Source organism: Ciceribacter sp. L1K22 (assembly GCF_017599385.1).
GTDB lineage: Bacteria > Pseudomonadota > Alphaproteobacteria > Rhizobiales > Rhizobiaceae > Allorhizobium.
The window spans coordinates 1,319,046-1,335,947 of sequence record NZ_JAGFPK010000001.1; the positions used below are offsets into that span (position 1 = coordinate 1,319,046).

Annotated in this window: 18 protein-coding genes and 1 riboswitch; of the genes, 11 read left to right on the top strand and 7 right to left on the bottom strand. The window is 62.0% G+C overall.

Annotation, left to right across the window (positions count from 1 at the left end; all coding sequences use genetic code 11):
* Positions 1 to 80: 80 nt before the first annotated feature.
* Positions 81 to 300: riboswitch (cobalamin riboswitch) on the bottom strand.
* A gap of 137 nt (positions 301 to 437) precedes the next feature.
* Positions 438 to 1,646, bottom strand: a complete 1,209-nt coding sequence (locus J5J09_RS06630) for a flagellin (protein WP_208548886.1) — start codon at positions 1,644 to 1,646, stop codon at positions 438 to 440.
* A 301-nt stretch (positions 1,647 to 1,947) separates the two neighbouring features.
* Between J5J09_RS06630 and J5J09_RS06635 the strand changes: the two genes are divergently transcribed.
* Positions 1,948 to 2,529, top strand: coding sequence for a DUF1349 domain-containing protein (locus J5J09_RS06635; protein ID WP_208548887.1), 582 nt, complete (start codon positions 1,948 to 1,950; stop codon positions 2,527 to 2,529).
* Positions 2,530 to 2,583: 54 nt separating this feature from the next.
* Here J5J09_RS06635 and J5J09_RS06640 read toward each other — a convergent pair whose 3' ends face one another.
* Both J5J09_RS06640 and J5J09_RS06645 read right to left on the bottom strand, forming a co-directional pair.
* Entirely contained in the window at positions 2,584 to 3,582 is a 999-nt protein-coding gene (locus tag J5J09_RS06640; RefSeq protein WP_208548888.1) for a GH25 family lysozyme, read from the bottom strand.
* Positions 3,583 to 3,759: 177 nt separating this feature from the next.
* Positions 3,760 to 3,954, bottom strand: coding sequence for an antitoxin MazE-like protein (locus J5J09_RS06645; protein ID WP_208548889.1), 195 nt, complete (start codon positions 3,952 to 3,954; stop codon positions 3,760 to 3,762).
* A 153-nt stretch (positions 3,955 to 4,107) separates the two neighbouring features.
* Between J5J09_RS06645 and J5J09_RS06650 the strand changes: the two genes are divergently transcribed.
* From J5J09_RS06650 to J5J09_RS23000, 4 genes are all read left to right on the top strand, one after another.
* Positions 4,108 to 4,356: a type II toxin-antitoxin system Phd/YefM family antitoxin gene (locus J5J09_RS06650; RefSeq protein WP_208548890.1), complete on the top strand. Its 249-nt coding sequence runs from the start codon at positions 4,108 to 4,110 to the stop codon at positions 4,354 to 4,356.
* Positions 4,346 to 4,636: a type II toxin-antitoxin system RelE/ParE family toxin gene (locus tag J5J09_RS06655; RefSeq protein WP_208548891.1), complete on the top strand. Its 291-nt coding sequence runs from the start codon at positions 4,346 to 4,348 to the stop codon at positions 4,634 to 4,636. The genes J5J09_RS06650 and J5J09_RS06655 overlap by 11 nt, the downstream gene beginning before the upstream one ends.
* A gap of 248 nt (positions 4,637 to 4,884) precedes the next feature.
* The gene (locus J5J09_RS06660; protein ID WP_208548892.1) at positions 4,885 to 5,646 is read left to right on the top strand and encodes a hypothetical protein; all 762 of its coding nucleotides are present in this window, start codon (positions 4,885 to 4,887) and stop codon (positions 5,644 to 5,646) included.
* A gap of 50 nt (positions 5,647 to 5,696) precedes the next feature.
* Positions 5,697 to 6,470 (top strand): RES family NAD+ phosphorylase, encoded by a 774-nt coding sequence (locus J5J09_RS23000; RefSeq protein WP_208548893.1) that lies wholly within the window; start codon positions 5,697 to 5,699, stop codon positions 6,468 to 6,470.
* A 302-nt stretch (positions 6,471 to 6,772) separates the two neighbouring features.
* Here J5J09_RS23000 and J5J09_RS06670 read toward each other — a convergent pair whose 3' ends face one another.
* Positions 6,773 to 7,750, bottom strand: a complete 978-nt coding sequence (locus J5J09_RS06670; protein WP_208548894.1) for a glycosyltransferase family 2 protein — start codon at positions 7,748 to 7,750, stop codon at positions 6,773 to 6,775.
* A gap of 263 nt (positions 7,751 to 8,013) precedes the next feature.
* Between J5J09_RS06670 and J5J09_RS06675 the strand changes: the two genes are divergently transcribed.
* Entirely contained in the window at positions 8,014 to 9,492 is a 1,479-nt protein-coding gene (locus tag J5J09_RS06675; protein ID WP_208548895.1) for a hypothetical protein, read from the top strand.
* 5 nt (positions 9,493 to 9,497) lie between these two features.
* Here J5J09_RS06675 and J5J09_RS06680 read toward each other — a convergent pair whose 3' ends face one another.
* From J5J09_RS06680 to J5J09_RS06690, 3 genes are all read right to left on the bottom strand, one after another.
* Complete coding sequence (locus J5J09_RS06680) at positions 9,498 to 10,148, bottom strand: exopolysaccharide biosynthesis protein (protein WP_208548896.1); 651 nt, start codon at positions 10,146 to 10,148, stop codon at positions 9,498 to 9,500.
* Positions 10,135 to 10,614: a DUF305 domain-containing protein gene (locus tag J5J09_RS06685; RefSeq protein ID WP_208548897.1), complete on the bottom strand. Its 480-nt coding sequence runs from the start codon at positions 10,612 to 10,614 to the stop codon at positions 10,135 to 10,137. Before J5J09_RS06685 ends, J5J09_RS06680 begins: the two co-directional genes overlap by 14 nt.
* 310 nt (positions 10,615 to 10,924) lie before the next feature.
* Entirely contained in the window at positions 10,925 to 11,533 is a 609-nt protein-coding gene (locus tag J5J09_RS06690) for a LysE/ArgO family amino acid transporter (RefSeq protein ID WP_208548898.1), read from the bottom strand.
* 256 nt (positions 11,534 to 11,789) lie between these two features.
* Between J5J09_RS06690 and J5J09_RS06695 the strand changes: the two genes are divergently transcribed.
* From J5J09_RS06695 to J5J09_RS06715, 5 genes are all read left to right on the top strand, one after another.
* Positions 11,790 to 12,686 (top strand): LysR family transcriptional regulator ArgP, encoded by an 897-nt coding sequence (locus J5J09_RS06695; protein WP_208548899.1) that lies wholly within the window; start codon positions 11,790 to 11,792, stop codon positions 12,684 to 12,686.
* A 569-nt stretch (positions 12,687 to 13,255) separates the two neighbouring features.
* Positions 13,256 to 13,585 (top strand): metalloregulator ArsR/SmtB family transcription factor, encoded by a 330-nt coding sequence (locus tag J5J09_RS06700; RefSeq protein ID WP_208548900.1) that lies wholly within the window; start codon positions 13,256 to 13,258, stop codon positions 13,583 to 13,585.
* Positions 13,582 to 14,076, top strand: coding sequence for an SRPBCC domain-containing protein (locus J5J09_RS06705; RefSeq protein ID WP_208548901.1), 495 nt, complete (start codon positions 13,582 to 13,584; stop codon positions 14,074 to 14,076). The genes J5J09_RS06700 and J5J09_RS06705 overlap by 4 nt, the downstream gene beginning before the upstream one ends.
* 31 nt (positions 14,077 to 14,107) lie before the next feature.
* Positions 14,108 to 14,524: a GFA family protein gene (locus J5J09_RS06710; protein ID WP_208548902.1), complete on the top strand. Its 417-nt coding sequence runs from the start codon at positions 14,108 to 14,110 to the stop codon at positions 14,522 to 14,524.
* Positions 14,525 to 14,654: 130 nt separating this feature from the next.
* On the top strand, positions 14,655 to 16,643 hold the full coding sequence (locus J5J09_RS06715; RefSeq protein ID WP_208548903.1) for a calcium-binding protein: 1,989 nt from the start codon (positions 14,655 to 14,657) through the stop codon (positions 16,641 to 16,643).
* The last annotated feature ends 259 nt before the right edge of the window (positions 16,644 to 16,902 follow it).

Consider the following 16,902-nt stretch of genomic DNA (forward strand, 5'->3'; position numbering starts at 1 on the left):
CGCGGAAGGGCTGCGGCTGGCGGGAATCGGAAAAGGATCTCTCGAATGCCATCGTCGCTCTCCTCGGCACACCCCGGCCGGGTTTCGTTACACGTCGAGGCAGGTCTCCTGGCTTGCGGGTCAATGCGCTCCCGGACCTTCCCGGCCTTTTGGGCCAGTGGTTTATCCCGGTCGAACTCGCCGCTCACAGTTGCGGGGGCAGCCACGGTCTTGCGCCCTGTTGGGTACGTCGCACCGTGTTCCCTTTTAATCCCCTCGGGCTTTCGCGACCCTTGGAGAACCTTCAACGGAAGAAGGTGTAACAATGTAACGCGGGGGCGTCAATGGGCGATGGGGAGCGAAAGAGGGGAGGGGCGTGACATAGCTTTCGGCACTGGCGGCGGTGACCGGACAGGGCGGCTTCCGGTCAGGTGGACGATATCACGTACGGCCGAGTGTTACCTGAACAGCGTCAGCACACTATCGGCACTCGTATTCGCGATGCTGAGCGACTGTATCGCCAACTGCTCCTGCGTTTGCAGCGCCTTCAGACGCGTGGAAGCCTCGTTCATATCGGCGTCCACGAGGCGACCGATTCCGCTGTCGATGCTGTCTGTGAGCTTCGCAACGAAATCCGACTGCATCGAAATGCGTGATTGAAGTGCCCCCAGGTCTGCGGCCGCATCGATTGTCATCTCCAGCCAACCGTCGATCCGGGATAGCAGAAGACCCAGGTCGCTTCCGTCCGTGACATCCACATCCATAATCGTGTACTCAGGAACGCCTGTTACACGGAAGTTGGAAAACAGCACGGGATTGGGGGCGTCTTGGCCGAACGCTTGGTTGTTGACTCCGTAGAAACCGGGACCAGAGTCGGCGGCTGATTGGGCCAAGAGGTCCCAAAATTCGAAGTCCCCGTCTACAACTCCATTCGGTCCGGCCCATTGGTCGAAAACCGCTTTCGTCACAGTTGCCGTATAGAGAAGTGCCCCGTCTTGGATGTCGAATTTGAATTCGTCTCCGTCATCCATCGTGAATGGCTCGGTAAAGGCAAATGTGTCAGTGGGGCTCGTGAAGTTCTCAAAACCACCATATGTTCTGCCATTTCCTCCAGTCGACGGGATCGTCTGCAAGAGGCCATTACCCATCGTAGTGAAAAGTGCAATTTCGCTTAGATTTACAGAGATTTTCTTGACGCCGAAGTTACCGCTCGCATCTCGCGTCGCAGACGCGACGACGGAGGCGCTATTGCTGCCATCGGTGGAAAGCCAGTTCTCCCCGCTGAAAGTGGCGGAAGAAACGATACTGGTGAGTTGCTCCTTGAGCTGTTCGATCTCAGCCTGAACCTTGTAGCGATCAACACCGTCTTCTGTTGCCACGACAATTTTCGACTTCATCTCACTGATGACATCGACGACGGCCGTCATCCCGGCATAGGCGGTATCGACCTTCGCGCCACCCAACCCCAGCGCGTCTTCCACCGCCGCTAGCGCCATGTTGTCGGAATGCATTGTCGTGGAAATCGACCAGTACGCGGCATTGTCGGAAGCCTGCTCCACCCTCATTCCGGTCGACACCTGGCGTTGCGTGTCCTGCATTTGACCAGCGATAGTACGGAGAGTTTGGAGCGCACTCATCGCCCCGATATTCGTGAGAATACTGGTCATGAAAACTCAAAAATGAAGAGATTCGCGCGGTCATCGCGCTGGAGAGAAGAGCGCCACTAAAGAGGCCGCATGGTAAACGAAGGGTTAACTCTCGGGTAGCATGCGAACTATTTCTGGTGCCTGGCCGTTCACGGATATGTGAAGCGCCGGCGCTTCATTTTTCGAGTCCTTGGAGCCGTGACCAGCTATCGGCCGGAAGACCTCCGTCACCGCTTGTTTGTCGGCAATCAATCGCTCTAGGATTGGCGACCGAACGAAAGATGCGGGTCGGAAAATCCGCGAGTTGTCATGGGAGCCGCTGTTGCAGACCCTCAAAGACGGACGTTGGCTCAACGAGCCCACAAAGGCGAAAATATCGGATGGCGAACTGTTCGTGGTGACGGACGCCAACACCGATTTTTGGCGAAAGACACACTACGGCTTCGTCCGCGACAACGGCCACTTCTATGCATTCGAGACCGAAGGCGATTTCACCGCCGAGGTTCGGGTCAGGGCGCATTTCGATCATCTCTACGACCAGGCCGGCCTCATGGTCAGGCTTGATGGAAGACGCTGGGTCAAGACCGGTATCGAGTTCTCTGACGGACATGGCCTGCTCGGCAGTGTTCTGACGGATGAAGTCTCCGATTGGGCCACCGGGCGATATGACGGTGACCCCTCGGATTTCCGGATAAGGGTGACCGTAGAGAGCGGCGTTCTGAGGATACAGGCGTCAGACGACGGGCGGACCTGGCCACTGGTCCGCCTTTGCCCTTTCCCGAAAGCGGATCGCTATCTGGTCGGCCCCATGTGCTGCACGCCCGAACGGGCAGGCCTGGAAGTGCGATTCAGTGAGTGGCGACTGGGGCCGGCCCTGGGAAAGGACATTCACGACCTGTCCTAGCCGCCGGAGCGCGTCGTCTGGACGTCTCAACGTCCGCTTCCGGCGTGGATCACCCTACCGCGAAGCAACCCGTCTTCCGCCCTCGGCAAAGTCGTGCCACTGCTCGACCGTGCCGCGGAACACGTTGAGGTCGATCTTCTCGCTCACCCCGTGGGAGAGGCCGGAGCCGGAATACTGCCAGAACACCCAGTCGCGGTTCGGATAGACCTTGGACGGGTGCTGGGCGACGGCGCGCAGCCAGAAGGGGTAGGTCTTGAAGTGGCCGGCGAGGTTGTCGGCGTAGAAATCGGGCGCGGTGTAGATCACCGGGCGCTTGCCGTAGTGGCGCTCCAGCATGTCCATGAACACCTGCATCTTCTCGCGCGCCTTTTCCGCCGAAATCTTGAAGCGGCAGTCGGACTGGTGGTTGTACTCCACGTCGATGACGGGCGGCAGCGCGTCGGGATCGTTCGGCACGTTCTTGATGAACCATTCGGCCTGCTGGCTCGCCACGCGGCACCAGTAGAAGAAGTGGTAGGCGCCGCGCTTCAGCCCGGCTTCCTTGGCCTCGCGCCAGTTCTTGGCAAACATCGGGTCGATGTGGTCGCCGCCGTCGGTCGCCTTGATATAGGCGAAGTTGGCGCCCTGGGTGCGGAGCTTCGGCCAGTCGATGTCGCCCTGCCAGCGCGACACGTCGACGCCGTGCACCGCATAGTGCTTCGGCTGCACCTTGCCGAAATTGATCGGCTTGGCATCGCGGAACTGCTGGGCATAGACCTTCAGCCGCCCGCCCTTCACGACCGGCGCCATCACCGTGTTCGGCCGGTCGGTCGGCGCGGCATAGCCCGACGCGCTCACGGCCGAAAGCGCGGGCGATTGCGCGGATCCGCCAGCCCAGGCGAGCTCATGCATCTCCTCGCCACCTGACACCTTCGCCGGCGGCGTCGGCGCGATCGAGGCCGTCGTCTCGTTCGAGGTCTTCACCGAAAGCGCCGCCGTCGGGTCCGACGTCGAGCTGCAGCCGACAAGAAGCGTGGAGGCCAGAAGAAGGGCCGGAAGACAATTGAGACGCATCACTCACTCAACGGTTGGAGAAGGCGCCACCCCGCAAAACCAGCGGCTGGCGGCAGCACAGGCCGAATCCTAACGAGACCTTACCGCCAAAAGATAAATGCAATCTTTATGGGCAGGGTTAACGGCGGGGCGGGGAGAGCGGTGAAGGGGCGGGCTCGCGGGATTGTGAATGGGGCGTTATTCGAGCAGGTCGTCGAGCACCGCCTCGAGAAACCGCTGGAACTCGCCATCTCGCGCATCGCTCTCCGCTGCCGCCTTTGCCTGACGCCGGCATTCTTCCGCGAAGTCCGGCGAGCCCGTGTCGAGCGCGGGCAAATGCGCTGGCTTTGCAGCAGTTGGCTGTTCGGAGGAATTCCCGCTTGTCCTGGACATGGCGAAGCACCCGATTGCATCACGATCTATAGCACGGATCAGGACCCGCGCCAAAACCCCCGCCCATGGTCGCTCGCCTCGGTTTCACCTTGAAGACCACGCTCAAAAGAGCTATTTAAAGACCTGATAAAAGCACCATCAAGGATACTCTTCATGGCTCACCAGATCCTTGCCTCCACCACCGCCAGCGTCTCCGAGCTGAAGAGGAACCCGATGGGCACCGTCGCCGCCGGGGAGGGGTTTCCTGTCGCGATCCTCAATCGCAACGAGCCCGCCTTCTATTGCGTACCGGCAAAGGCCTACGAGGCCATGCTGGAACGGCTGGAGGATCTGGAGCTGAACGCCATCGCCGATGCCCGCGAGGGCCAGGAGATCCACAAGGTCACGCTGGATGACCTATGAGCTCGCCTTTCTGGACGAGGCCCTGAAGGAGTGGAAGAAGCTCGACAGCCAGACCCGCGACCAGTTCAAGGCAAAACTCGCCGAACGTCTGCTAAACCCGAAAATCCCCTCCGCCCGCCTGCATGGCGCGAAGGAACGCTACAAGATCAAGCTCCGCAACGCCGGCTACCGGCTCGTTTACGAGGTGCGGGATCGGGAGGTGTTGGTGCTTGTCGTGGCGGTGGGCAAGCGGGAGCGGAACGAGGTGTATAACGCGGCGGCGCGACGGACGGGGGAGTGAGGGGGCGTCTCGTTTGACTGCTCTTTCGTCATTCGGATTTTGAGGATCGAGAGTAAGGCGGCTTTGGGCCTTCACACCTGCTATTAGTAGTATTTAGGCGAATACTTAAGTAGAGTTGCTTGGTCGCCAGCGCCGCCAGAATGGCTGGATTTACTACGGTCTGCTTTTGGCCAAGACAGCGTGGACATCAGACATTTCAGTGGCGGAAGCAGTTGTGGCGTCCTAAAATTCACCCCGTTGAGGTTCCCGTGCCTTTCTCCCCTAAAGAAAAAGCGGCATTCACAATTGCTTTGCAAACGATTGATCAGGCTGTTGCACGCATGGAGAATCTGGTGCCTCATCCAACGTGGACAGATTTGCCGGGAGGTTATCGTGCACATCGGTATGTCGAGCATCAGGCGCATCAGGCCCTAGTTCTAAAGTCGGTGCGATTGTCGAGCGCGTTGAGAGCTGGCTGGGTATTGCTCCAGAACGGGTTAGTTCTAGATGCTGGCGCCACTATGAGAGTTCTGGACGAACTCGACACCGACATCATGTTTATTGCTGGGCCGCTGGTATTCCAACACCCGTGCGAACCTCGTCACGATCAGTATCTTGCCGAATTCTTTCAGGAGGAATTTGATCACCCGGATCCTCTGCAGGCGACCCAGAGACGAAATCGTGTCTCCCGCCGCGATATTAGAGCCTATGTGGCCCGCACCTACAATGCGGGATTGCCGGTAAGCCAGGTGGTAGCGGCAACTGAGACCATCGACGCTACGTTTTCCGGTTATGTGCACGGTGCGGCGGTGCACATCATGGATTTATACGATGGTCACAAGTTCGCATTACCACTCCAAACCACAGATCGTCGGCTATCTGACATGAAGGGGCAGTACGTCCTGTACATCCATCGTGCAATGATGGCCGTCGCCGTCGCAGCGAAGGCCTTTGGCGACAACGGACCGTTTGAACTAGTGTATGGGGCAGTTCGCTCTGTCTTCACAGACGATGGCGACGTCCGCTTTTGACAGGTGCGTGCAGAACTGACCTATTGGTTGTCGACTTTGGGACTACATTCGTGACGGAGAAAATTTTGCCTCCCACTTTCAAATCGCGCCATGATTACCATGCTTTTCGAGGCGAGGTCTTAAAGTCACGCCGTTTCATCCGGTCTCCCGAGGCGGAAGCATTTTTGCAAGCCGTTGCTGTTACGTGTCATGCTCGGGAGCGTTTTGTCAAAGTAGGGGCGGGGTTTAGGCGAGCCCAAGTAGCCCATAACTGGAGATCGATGTATCAAACCGGCGATGACGGTGAAGAAATCTACATCGCCGATATCGAGTGCGCGGCCAGCAAGACCCGCATGATCCCGTTGCGTGACCGCGCCGGCGACGGACGCGTGAACCCCCGCGGAATACCGTGTCTCTATATGGCGACAAACGACGCGACGGCAGTATCGGAAGTCAGGCCTGCCATCGGCGCCTACGTGACAGTTGCCAGTATGAAATGCTTGCGCGAACTCAAACTGATTGACTGCAGCGTTCTCGCTAAAAGGCAATTTATATATTTCGAAGAGCCAGAGCGCGATGAGATGGAGAAAGCCGTTTGGTCCGATATAGACCGAGCATTTTCGGCGCCGGCCGATAGATCTGATGATGCAGCGGAATACGCTCCGACACAGATACTTGCAGAATTGTTCCGTTCCCTTGGTTATGACGGCGTGGCGTACAAAAGCGCGTTCGGCGAGGACGGCTACAATGTCGCGATTTTCAATATTGACGATTTTGAAGTTGGGCGGTGTCGGCTATTTCAAGTGAAGAACATTACACACAAAATCGAGCCGCAACCCGGTTGATCTTCACTAACGTGCGCATAGCTGCGTCCTCAACGAGACGGCGACAGGTAGCTTTTATAATCCACGCTTTATCTCTTGGTAATCGACATCGGGTCTGAAGCGGCTATGAAAGCTCCGACGCTCTATAGCAGCTATATCGCGCCAGTCTTCTAAGTCTGGACTGTTTCCTTCCCGCCCCCAAGTCGTCGCTAGCCCCTTGCAAGGCACCGTCCGCTCTTGGCTTGAAATCAACCCTCGACGCGTTCCGCCCCCTGATGGCGTTTCTAGCCGAACGGCCTGCCCGAAGCTGGGAAGCTTCGCCTTCACCCCCTCAACGAAATCGCCAGATACGCCATGCGCTTCATCTCCTGCCGGGACTTCGTCACGACATCGAGAATGAGCCCGGTGAAGATCGACAGGAAGCCGGTGATGACCATGCCGACGGAGAGGACGGCGGTGGGCAGGCGGGGGACGAGGCCGGTTTCGAGCCAGGTGATAACAACGGGGATCGAGATGCCGATGGCGAGCGCGACAAGCACGAGGCCGATGGTCGAGAAGAATTTCAGCGGCCGCTCGTCCTTGATCAGGCGGGCGATCAGCATCAGGATTCGCCAGCCGTCGCGGAAGGTGTTGAGCTTGGAGACAGAGCCCGGCGGGCGTTCCTTGTAGGGCGCGGAAATCTCCGCCATCGGCATGCGCATTTCGAGCGCGTGTACGGTGAGTTCCGTTTCGGTCTCGAAGCCGCTCGACATCGCCGGGAAGGATTTCACGAAGCGGCGCGACAGCACCTTGTAGCCCGACAGCATGTCGCTCGTCTGGCGGCCGAAGAACATGCGCACCATCTCGGTCAACATCACGTTTCCGAGCCTGTGGCCGGGGCGATAGGCCTCCACCGCGGTGGAAACGCGGGCGATGTTGACGAAGTCGACACCCTCGGCCAGCACGCTCTCGATCGCCTGTGCCGCCGCCGGGGCCGCATAGGTGTCGTCGCCATCGACCAGCACATAGACGTCGGCGTCGATGTCGGCGAACATGCGCCGGACGACCTGACCCTTGCCCTGTCGCGTTTCGGAGCGCACGACAGCACCCGCCTCGCGGGCGATCTCGGCCGTGTCGTCCTTGGAATTGTTGTCGTAGACGTAGATCGTCGCCTGCGGCAGCGCCAGGCGGAAATCGGTCACCACGGATGCGATCGTCGTCGCCTCGTTGTAGCAGGGCACCAGTACCGCGATCTTCGGCTGCACCTGCTGCGCCGTCTTGCGGCCGCCGGAAGAGCGATTGACGTCGTACAAAGCAACCATGCGCGATCTGTCCCAGATTTATTTGAAGTGACGGCAGGAATCCCCGGAAGCCTGCTTCTGTCAAACGGTTCTGACTGTTAATGTTAAGATCGCCGGAGTTTAGATTGGGTTGATGATCGCAGTTTTTCTTTGCTTCCAATTTTAATTAAGTTTTTCGCGCCGTTTTTTACCATATATTTACGAATTTGGCCCCGTCACTTATCTCGGGGGCGGCTATGGAGTAAGGGATGCGTCGAGATATCCCGACCGCTCCGGAGTCCCGCGTGTCCATGTCCCGCCTGAACCATCGCCTTCTCATCCTCGTCCTTGGCCTCGTCGGCTGGGTCGGCTTCATCCTTGTCCGCTTTCCGGGCGAGATGAACCCCGACAGCCAGAGCCAGCTGGAACAGGCGATGACGGGGACCTACAACGACTGGCACCCGCCGATCATGGCGCGCCTCTGGTCGCTGTTCCTGTCGGTGAGCGACGGTGTGTGGACCATGTTCGTCTTCCAGATGGTCTGCTGGGCGCTCGCCTTCGTCCTCCTGGCGCTGACGCTCGCCCGCCTCGGCCATCGCGTCGGCGCCTGGGCGGTCTTCCTCGTCGGCTTCTTCCCGCCCTTCCTCATGCAGATCGTCAACATCCACAAGGATGTGGGCCTCGCCGCCACAGTCATGCTGGCGGTGGCGCTCGTCGCCCGCACGCGCCTTGCCGGCGAGAAGACGCCGCTCTGGGCGGCCGTCATCGCCGGTCTGCTGCTTCTCTATGCCGGTCTGGTGCGCACCAATGGCTGGTTCGTCGTTCTGCCGGTGGCGCTCTGGATGCTCTGGCCGGCCGGCCTGCGCCGCCCTCTGCGTTCCGGTCTGCTCATGGGCCTTGCCGCGCTCGTCCTGGTGCTGCCGAGCGGCATCATCAATCACGGCCTGCTCGGCGCCCGCGATGCCGGTGCGCTGCGCACGCTGCAGATCTTCGACATGGCCGGCATCGCCCATTTTTCCCGCGACGTCTCGGTGCTCCAGGACAAGATCACGCTGGAGGAGATCGACGAGTGCTATACGCCCGTCATCGCCGACACTTTCTATCACGCCCGCCGCTGCGGCTTCCTCTGGGATCGCATCGCCGGCTCGCCGGATACGCCGACCGGGCTTGCGACCGACATTCCGGGTGCGGTGGCGACCGAACCCGCAAGCCTTGGCGGCATGTGGGTCTCCGCCATCGCCCGCCATCCGCTGGCCTGGGCCGAACATCGCCTGCGCCATTTCAATGCCGCCATGCAGTTCCTGATCCCCGGCCACCAGGCCGCATTGCCGGCGATCCACGCGATCGTCGATGGCCAGCCGGCGGCACTGCCGCCGCTGGAGGGTGCCGCACGGATCATGGATCTGGTCCGCTACGGCCCCTGGGCCACGCCGGCGCTCTGGCTGGCGCTCGGTCTCGGCGTGCTGATCATCACCCACGACGCCCGCCGCCGCGGCGATCCGCTCGCCACGCTGTCCCTGGCGCTGACGCTCGCCGGCTGTTCCTATATGGGCGCCTTCCTGTTCATCGGCGTTGCCAACGACCCGCGCTACGGCCTGGTGGGCGGCGCCACGATCCTCACCGCCGTCGCGCTTCTGATCCCCGGCTTCACCGATTACGTCCGCCGTTTCTCCGACCGCCTGTCGCTGGCGACCCTGATCGCGGTGGCCACCGTCATCGCCATGCTGGCTTACCGCGCCAGCGTGCCGGATGCGCTCTACGTGGCGCTGCGCGGAACGCTTTAAGGTTCTCAGCCGGCAAGCCAGCTCTGGATCAGATACCAGCCGCCGGCGATCATCGCGATCGAGAACAGCACCGAGAGCACGGCGAGCAGCAGTCCGGCGCCCACCGCCATGCCGTCGCGTTCTGCGAGACCGAGCGCGATCATCAGCACCGACAGGCCGGGAAGCACGTTGCCGAACGGGATCGGCAGTGCGATCAGCACACCCATCAGGAACACCACGAGCCCGAGCGGGCGCAACGCGCCGGCATCGGCCAGGCCCCGCCAGCGCGGCTTCAGCCAGCCGTCGATGCGCGCCAGCGTCCGCGCGCCGCCGGATGCCATGCCGAGCACCAGATTGCGCGGCACGCCGACGCGCGAAAGCCGCCCCGGCAGCGCAAATTCCGGCGACCCCGCCACCATCTGCAGCGACAGGATTGCGAGCGCCGTGCCGAAGATCATGCCGGCCGGAATGCCGGGCGTCGGAATGATCGCCGGCAGCGAAAAGACCGCCAGCACCAGCGCCGTCTGGTGATCGCCGAGACCTGTCAGCAACTGCCCGAGCGTCGCGCGTCCCTTCGGCAGCAGGCCGGGCAGGGCGGCAAGCTTCGCACGGAGTCCGCCCGGTCGCCTGGCTCCTGTTGTCTCATCCATTCCGTCTGTGGCGTTACTGTCCTGCATGGGCCTCGGTTCGTGTCGCGCCTGAACCGTCCAGTTCGGCGATCAGGTCCTTCATCTCGGCGATTTCCTCGCGCTGGGTCTCGATGATGCCGTCCGCCAGCGAGCGCACGCGCGGATCGTCGATATGGGCGCGCGACGAGGTCAGGATGGCGATCGAGTGGTGCGGTATCATCGCCTTCATATAGGCGACGTCACCGACGGTTTCCTGGCTGCGCAGCAGAAAAAGCGACAGGCCGAACACGATGGCCGCGCCGGCGAGGATCGCCATGTTGGCGGTCCGGTTCGGATACATGCCCCACATGAAGACCAGCATGACGATCGCCATCGAGGCGCCCATGTAGAGCGCGGCGAAGACCCGGGACTCGCTGAAGAACACGTGGTCCAGCGCATAGGTGTTGAGATACATCAGCGCGAACATCAGCGCCGTCGAGACGCCGATCATCGCGGCAAAACGCAGGTAGGCCATGGCTTTTCTCCGATCTTGAGGTGTACCGGAGCAAAACGTCTGGGCAGCGGAGAGGTTCGCGGGAGGGGTTTCGCCCCGCGGGGCAGAGGGACGTTCTGCACCCGCAGGGCTTCCAGACCCCGTCCATTTGCCGTCCGGTCGAGGGGATGACCGTCTGATAGGCAGCCGGGGGGCGGCATGTCTGTCCGTGGCGAGGCGGTGGCGTGCGTCGGCGGACCCAATGAAATTATGTTTTATAACTATTTATTTTGCAATGGTTAGATTGTGTCATAATGCTGTCACGAAATCAATTTGTGTTACAATCACACGCCTACATCCCAATGACGAGTTTCGCGGCAATACCCCACATCACCAGCGCGATGACGCCCTCCAGAACGCGCCAGGCGGCGGGGCGCGCAAACAGCGGCGCCAGAAACCGCGCGCCATAGGCAAGGGCGAAGAAGAAGGCGAACGATGCCGCCGTCGCTCCCAGCGCGAAGGCCATCCGCTCGCCCGGAAACTGCGTCGAGATCGATCCCAGCAGCACCACGGTATCGAGCCACACATGCGGGTTCAGCCAGGTGAGCGCGAGGCAGGTGATAAGCGTCGCCTTCAGGCTCGGCACTGCCGCACCGTCCGCCGTCAGCGCTGCCTTGCCCGTGAAGGCCGAGATCAGGCTGCGCGCCCCATACCAGATCAGGAACGCCGCTCCGCCATAGCGCATTGCCGGCTCGAGCCACGGCAGCACCGCCGTCACCACGCCGAGGCTGGTGACCCCGAGCGTGATCAGGATCGCATCCGACAGCGCGCAGGTGAGAAACACCGCAAACACATGCTCGCGCCTCAACCCCTGTTTCAGCACAAACGCATTCTGCGCCCCGATCGCGACGATGAGCGTGAGCCCCATGGAAAATCCGGTGGCGAAAACGGTGGGTGACATGAAGGGCTCCTGTTTCAAACGACGAAGGCGGCGCGGAAACTGCCCCTCATCCCCCTGCCGGGACCTTCTCCCCGTGGACACGGGGAGAAGGGACTTGGGGCAAGGCCGGCGCTCCATCTCCCTTCTCCCCGTCAAAACGGGGAGAAGGTGGCGGCAGCCGGATGAGGGGCAAACCCCCGACAGTTCGACCCCAACTACCCCTCCCACACAATTTAGTCTAATTAACTCTCCTAACCTCAGATTAGGAGTGCTAATCATGCTCGACTACCAGGCCCTCCGGGCGCTCGCAGCCGTCGTCCGCACCGGAAGCTTCGAAAAGGCCGCCCGCACGCTCGCGGTCACCCCCTCCGCCGTCTCCCAGCGCATCAAGCAGCTGGAGGAGCGGGTGGGCGCGGTGCTGGTGGCGCGCGGCAATCCGTGTCTGGCGACGGAGCAGGGCGCCTGGCTCTGCCGTCATGTGGAGCAGGTGGAGATGCTGGAGGGCAATCTGATGGAGCACCTGCCGGCGCTGAAGCCCGAGACCGGCGCCATGCCCGTCACCGTGTCCGTCGCCACCAATGCCGACAGCCTGGGCACATGGTTCGTCGCTGCCGCCTCCGATTTCGCCAAATCATCAGGCATGCTGCTCGACATCGCCGTCGACGACCAGGACCACACGGCCGACTGGCTGAAGGCCGGCCGCGTGCTCGCCGCCGTCACCGGGCTCGACAAACCCGTCACCGGCTGCCGCCGCCATCCGCTCGGCAAGCTGCGCTACCACGCCACCGCCTCGCCGGATTTCGTCGCCCGCCATTTCCCCGATGGCGTCACGCCGGAGGCGCTCGCCCGAGCGCCGGCGCTCACCTACAACCAGAAGGACCGCCTGCAGGCCCGCTTCCTCGAAAAGGCCTTCGGCCGCGAAATCGCCGTCCCCACCCATCTGCTCCCCTCCACCCACGCCTTCGTCGAGGCGGCGCTCTCGGGCATGGGCTGGGGCATGAACCCGGCGATCCTCGTCGACCGCCACTTGCAATCCGGCCACCTCGTCGACCTCGTCCCCGGCATCGTCATCGACGTCCCCCTCGACTGGCAGGTCAACCGCCTCGTGGCGGGGGAACTGGAGGGGCTGACGAAGGCGGTGGTGGCTGCGGGGAGAAGGGGACTGGTGGGGTAGTACGGAGTGCGGCGCGAAACCGGGTTGGGGAAAATCCATCGCCGTGAACGACGCTACCACGGATTGTGTTTTTTGTTACGCTGGGCGTGTAGCGCCGAGTATCATGGCCACGAGAAAAAACTCGTCCGATAAACATGTAGCCTTGCAACGGGTGAGCTCGTCGGTTCCGCGGGAATATCGAGGCTCTACCGGACCGACAGCACAGACATGTGCTGAAACAACTGCGATGAGATTTAGCGGGAAGGCGTGCAATCCGGATCCGCCAGGTCTCCGGCCACACATTTGCTAAGTACCGAGAAGATTTTGATCGAAGCCAGGAGACGGCAATGCGACATCTCGGAATTCCACTGTCCGTTGTGCTCGGTTCTGTCGTTCTCGCTTGGGCGATAAGAACGACGGAAACGTCGTTTGAAAGCTGTGTCCGACTTTACAAGGAAGCCGTTTCATCGGACCTGACGGCGCCGCTTGAACCTGTAGTCCTCCGAGAATGCGCTGGTCAACAGCGCGAGTTTATCCCTTTAAATAAAATAGAATTGACTAATGAATTAGTATCAGCTATTGATTTTGCCATGACCCAACCAGAAACCGTCACTGCCGTCATGCGCGCGCTCGCCGACCCCACCCGCCGTGGGCTCTTCGAACGTATCGCCGAAACGGACGAGATCACCGTCGTCGAGCTCACCCGCGCCGGCACCGTCACACAGGGTGCCGTCTCGCAGCATCTGAAGACTTTGAAGGAGGCCGGGCTTGTCAGCGAGCGGCCGGAGGGGCGCAAGGTCTATTATCGCGCCCGGCCGGAAGGGCTGGAGCCGCTGGCCACCTGGATGACGCATTACGGCATCTTCTGGCGCGAACGCTTCGCCGACCTGAAGACCCTCCTTAAGGATATCGATCCATGAAACAGAGCATCCGCCCGGAGAGACAGTCCCCGGAGACGCAGGCGATCGTCCTCGACGACGTTTTTCCTCATGAACGGGGAATTCTCTGGAAGGCGCTGACGAACAGCGCGCTCATCGCTCGCTGGCTGATGCCGCCCATCGGCTTCGAGCCCGTCGTCGGCACCCGCTTCACCTTCCAGACCAAGCCCGCCGGCGAATGGGACGGCACCATCCGCTGCGAGGTGCTGGAGGTCATCGAAAACGAGCGGCTTTCCTTTTCCTGGGCCGGCGGTCACGAGGCCAATGAGGGCTATGGCTCCAAGCTCGATACGGTCGTGACCTTCACCCTGTCGGAGGCTGAGAGCGGCACGCGCCTGCGCCTCGTCCATTCGGGCTTCGTCCTGCCGGTCAACGACAGCGCCTATCGCACCATGGGCGAGGGCTGGAAGGTCGTCGTCGGCCGGCTCGATACTCTCGCCGGCGAGGAGACTCCCGGCAAGACCGAACACTGAACCTCTCGCAACCGAGAAATGGAGAAACGGGATGAGCACGTCCTATACCGGCGGCTGCGCCTGCGGCGCGATCCGCTACGAGATCAAAGGCGAGCCCGCCGCCATGCTCGATTGCCAGTGCCGCCAGTGCCAGCGCGACAGCGGCACAGGCCACCAGTCGCATCTGGTCTTTGCCGCCGCCGAGGTGGCGACGAAGGGCGAACCCTCGCGCTGGCAGTCGACCGGCGACGGCGGGACGGTCAAGCAACGCGCTTTCTGCCCAACCTGCGGTTCGCCGGTCTATATGACCTTCCCGGTCGTGCCCGATATCTTCATCGTCACGCCTGCCAGCCTCGACGACCCCGCCCGTTTCCGCCCGCAACTGGTCTCCTGGACCGCCGCCGGCTTCCCCTGGGATCACATCGACCCTGCGCTGCCCGCCTTCGAGAAAATGCCGCCGGGGCCCTGACTGGCATTTCCCCCCGACCCACTTAAGCCAAGCCGAACATATACCATGATCATGGCGTTCACGGCGCCATCGCCCGGACCTACGGTCGCCTCTCCGTTCGCGTCGGCGAACGCATGAGGAGAGTGCGGCGATGACTCTTTATACCTATTCCGGCATCAACACCGGGGGCATCTCGGTGGCCGACCTGTCGGAGGGCGATGATCTTCTGGTGAACCAGGCGGCCATCTGCTACGGCGAAACCGGCTGGGCCTTCGCGCTCGCCGGTTCCGACCACGACATCGAGATCAACGGCACGGTCTGGGGCTATCTTGTGTCGCTTCTGCTGGGCAGCGGCGAGACCAGCTTCGGCATCAACCTGACCATCGGCGCATCCGGCGTCATCGGGTCGGCGGCCGACGCCATCCTGCTCGATGCCTATGGTTCGACGGTCACCAATGCCGGGCACATCTCCGGCGATTACGGCATTCGTGTTCAGGGTCACAACACCGCCACCACCACGACGATCGTCAATTCGGGCTCGATTCTCGGTTACGGATCCGGCAGCAGCGATGCGGCCATCGTCCAGTCTGGCGCCGAGCGCCTGGAGATCGTCAACACGGGGCTCATCAAGGGCGTCAGCTCGGCCTTCAGGGGCGATAGCGGTTCCCGGGCCACCGGCGTCACGGAGATCACCAACAATGGCACGATCATCGGCGCGGTCTGGCTCGGCGGCGGTGCCGATCTCTATGATGGGCGGCATGGCACCATCGACGGCGTTGTCTATGGCGGCCGCCAGAACGACGTCATCCGCGGCGGCGATGGCGACGAGACCTTCGACGGCGGCGCCGAAGACGATACGCTGGAGGGCAATCGCGGCGACGACACGCTGATCGGCGGCGACGGCAACGACACACTCGACGGCGGCGAGGGTGCCGACGCCATGACCGGCGGGAACGGCGACGATCTCTATTATGTCGACGACGCCGGCGACACGGTGACGGAAGCCTCCGACGCCGGCACCGATACGGTCCGCGCCGCGATCTCCTTCGCGCTCGTGGACAACGTCGAACACCTCGTGCTGACCGGCGCCGGCAATATCGCCGGAACCGGCAATGGACTCGCCAATACGCTGACCGGCAATGATGGCAATAATAGTCTTTCGGGACTTGCCGGCGACGATACGCTGGATGGTGGCAATGGCGACGACACGCTCGATGGCGGCGAGGGTGCCGATGCCATGACCGGCGGCGCCGGCAACGATACCTTTATCGTCGACAACACCGGCGACACCGTGACCGAAGCCTCCGGCGGCGGCACCGATCTCGTCAAGGCCTCGATAAGCTACACCCTGGCGGCCGAGGTGGAGAAACTGACGCTGACAGGCACGGCTGCGATCACCGGCATTGGCAACGCGCTCGCCAACACACTGACCGGCAACGCCGCGGCCAACACGCTGAACGGCGGCGCCGGGGCTGACGCCATGGCGGGCGGCGCCGGCAACGACACCTATATCGTCGACAACAGCGGCGACAGGGTAACCGAAGTCTCCGGCGGCGGAACCGATCTCGTTCAGGCTTCGGTGAGCTACACGCTGGCGGCCGAAGTGGAGAAGCTGACGCTGACAGGCACGGCGGCCATCAACGGCACTGGCAACGCGCTCGCCAACACCATCACGGGCAATTCCTCCGCCAACACGCTGAAGGGGCTTGCCGGCAACGACACGCTGAATGGCGGCTCGGGCAATGACCGGCTGGAAGGCGGCGACGCCAACGACCGCCTTACCGGCGGAGCCGGCGCCGACGCGCTTTATGGCGGCGCCGGGGCCGACCGCTTCGTCTTCACCGCCCTCGGCGATACAAAGACGTCTGCGAGCGGCCGCGACACGATCGTCGACTTTTCCGGGTCCCAGGGTGACCGCATCGAGCTGTCGGCCCTCGATGCCGACACCAAGGCCTCCGGCAACCAGGCTTTCGGCTTCATCGGCAAGTCGGCCTTCTCCCACGATGCCGGCGAGCTTCGCTACAAGTTCTCCGGCTCCAGCACCGTCGTCGAGGGCGATGTCAACGGAGATGGAAAGGCTGATTTCGCCATTCTCCTGTCCGGCAAGATCGATCTGGTGAAGGGCGATTTCATCCTGTAGTCGCCTCGCTGGCAGGTCAAAACCGCAGCCGTAGAAACGTCACGGCAACGACCGGGCCTCCGCCCCGCGCCGCCACTTCCTGAGCCGGACAGTCGAGAAACCTCTTCTCCGCAACCTCCGGGAGGAGGTGGCATCTCGTCGCCTCTTCCCTCCGCTCGCTCCGTCGAAGCCGGCGTCTTTGTCCTCCTCTCGTTCCTGTGCCGGCCTGCATCCGCCGATGCTTCGGCGGATCGATAAACGTCGGATCCATCACCCGCAC

Coding starts and splice junctions, on each gene's coding strand:
- J5J09_RS06630 (WP_208548886.1), bottom strand. CDS start 1,646: ATGACCAGTATTCTCACGAATATCGGGGCGATGAGTGCGCTCCAAACT.
- J5J09_RS06640 (WP_208548888.1), bottom strand. CDS start 3,582: ATGCGTCTCAATTGTCTTCCGGCCCTTCTTCTGGCCTCCACGCTTCTT.
- J5J09_RS06645 (WP_208548889.1), bottom strand. CDS start 3,954: ATGTCCAGGACAAGCGGGAATTCCTCCGAACAGCCAACTGCTGCAAAG.
- J5J09_RS06650 (WP_208548890.1), top strand. CDS start 4,108: ATGGCTCACCAGATCCTTGCCTCCACCACCGCCAGCGTCTCCGAGCTG.
- J5J09_RS06655 (WP_208548891.1), top strand. CDS start 4,346: ATGACCTATGAGCTCGCCTTTCTGGACGAGGCCCTGAAGGAGTGGAAG.
- J5J09_RS06670 (WP_208548894.1), bottom strand. CDS start 7,750: ATGGTTGCTTTGTACGACGTCAATCGCTCTTCCGGCGGCCGCAAGACG.
- J5J09_RS06680 (WP_208548896.1), bottom strand. CDS start 10,148: ATGCAGGACAGTAACGCCACAGACGGAATGGATGAGACAACAGGAGCC.
- J5J09_RS06685 (WP_208548897.1), bottom strand. CDS start 10,614: ATGGCCTACCTGCGTTTTGCCGCGATGATCGGCGTCTCGACGGCGCTG.
- J5J09_RS06690 (WP_208548898.1), bottom strand. CDS start 11,533: ATGTCACCCACCGTTTTCGCCACCGGATTTTCCATGGGGCTCACGCTC.
- J5J09_RS06695 (WP_208548899.1), top strand. CDS start 11,790: ATGCTCGACTACCAGGCCCTCCGGGCGCTCGCAGCCGTCGTCCGCACC.
- J5J09_RS06700 (WP_208548900.1), top strand. CDS start 13,256: ATGACCCAACCAGAAACCGTCACTGCCGTCATGCGCGCGCTCGCCGAC.
- J5J09_RS06705 (WP_208548901.1), top strand. CDS start 13,582: ATGAAACAGAGCATCCGCCCGGAGAGACAGTCCCCGGAGACGCAGGCG.
- J5J09_RS06710 (WP_208548902.1), top strand. CDS start 14,108: ATGAGCACGTCCTATACCGGCGGCTGCGCCTGCGGCGCGATCCGCTAC.
- J5J09_RS06715 (WP_208548903.1), top strand. CDS start 14,655: ATGACTCTTTATACCTATTCCGGCATCAACACCGGGGGCATCTCGGTG.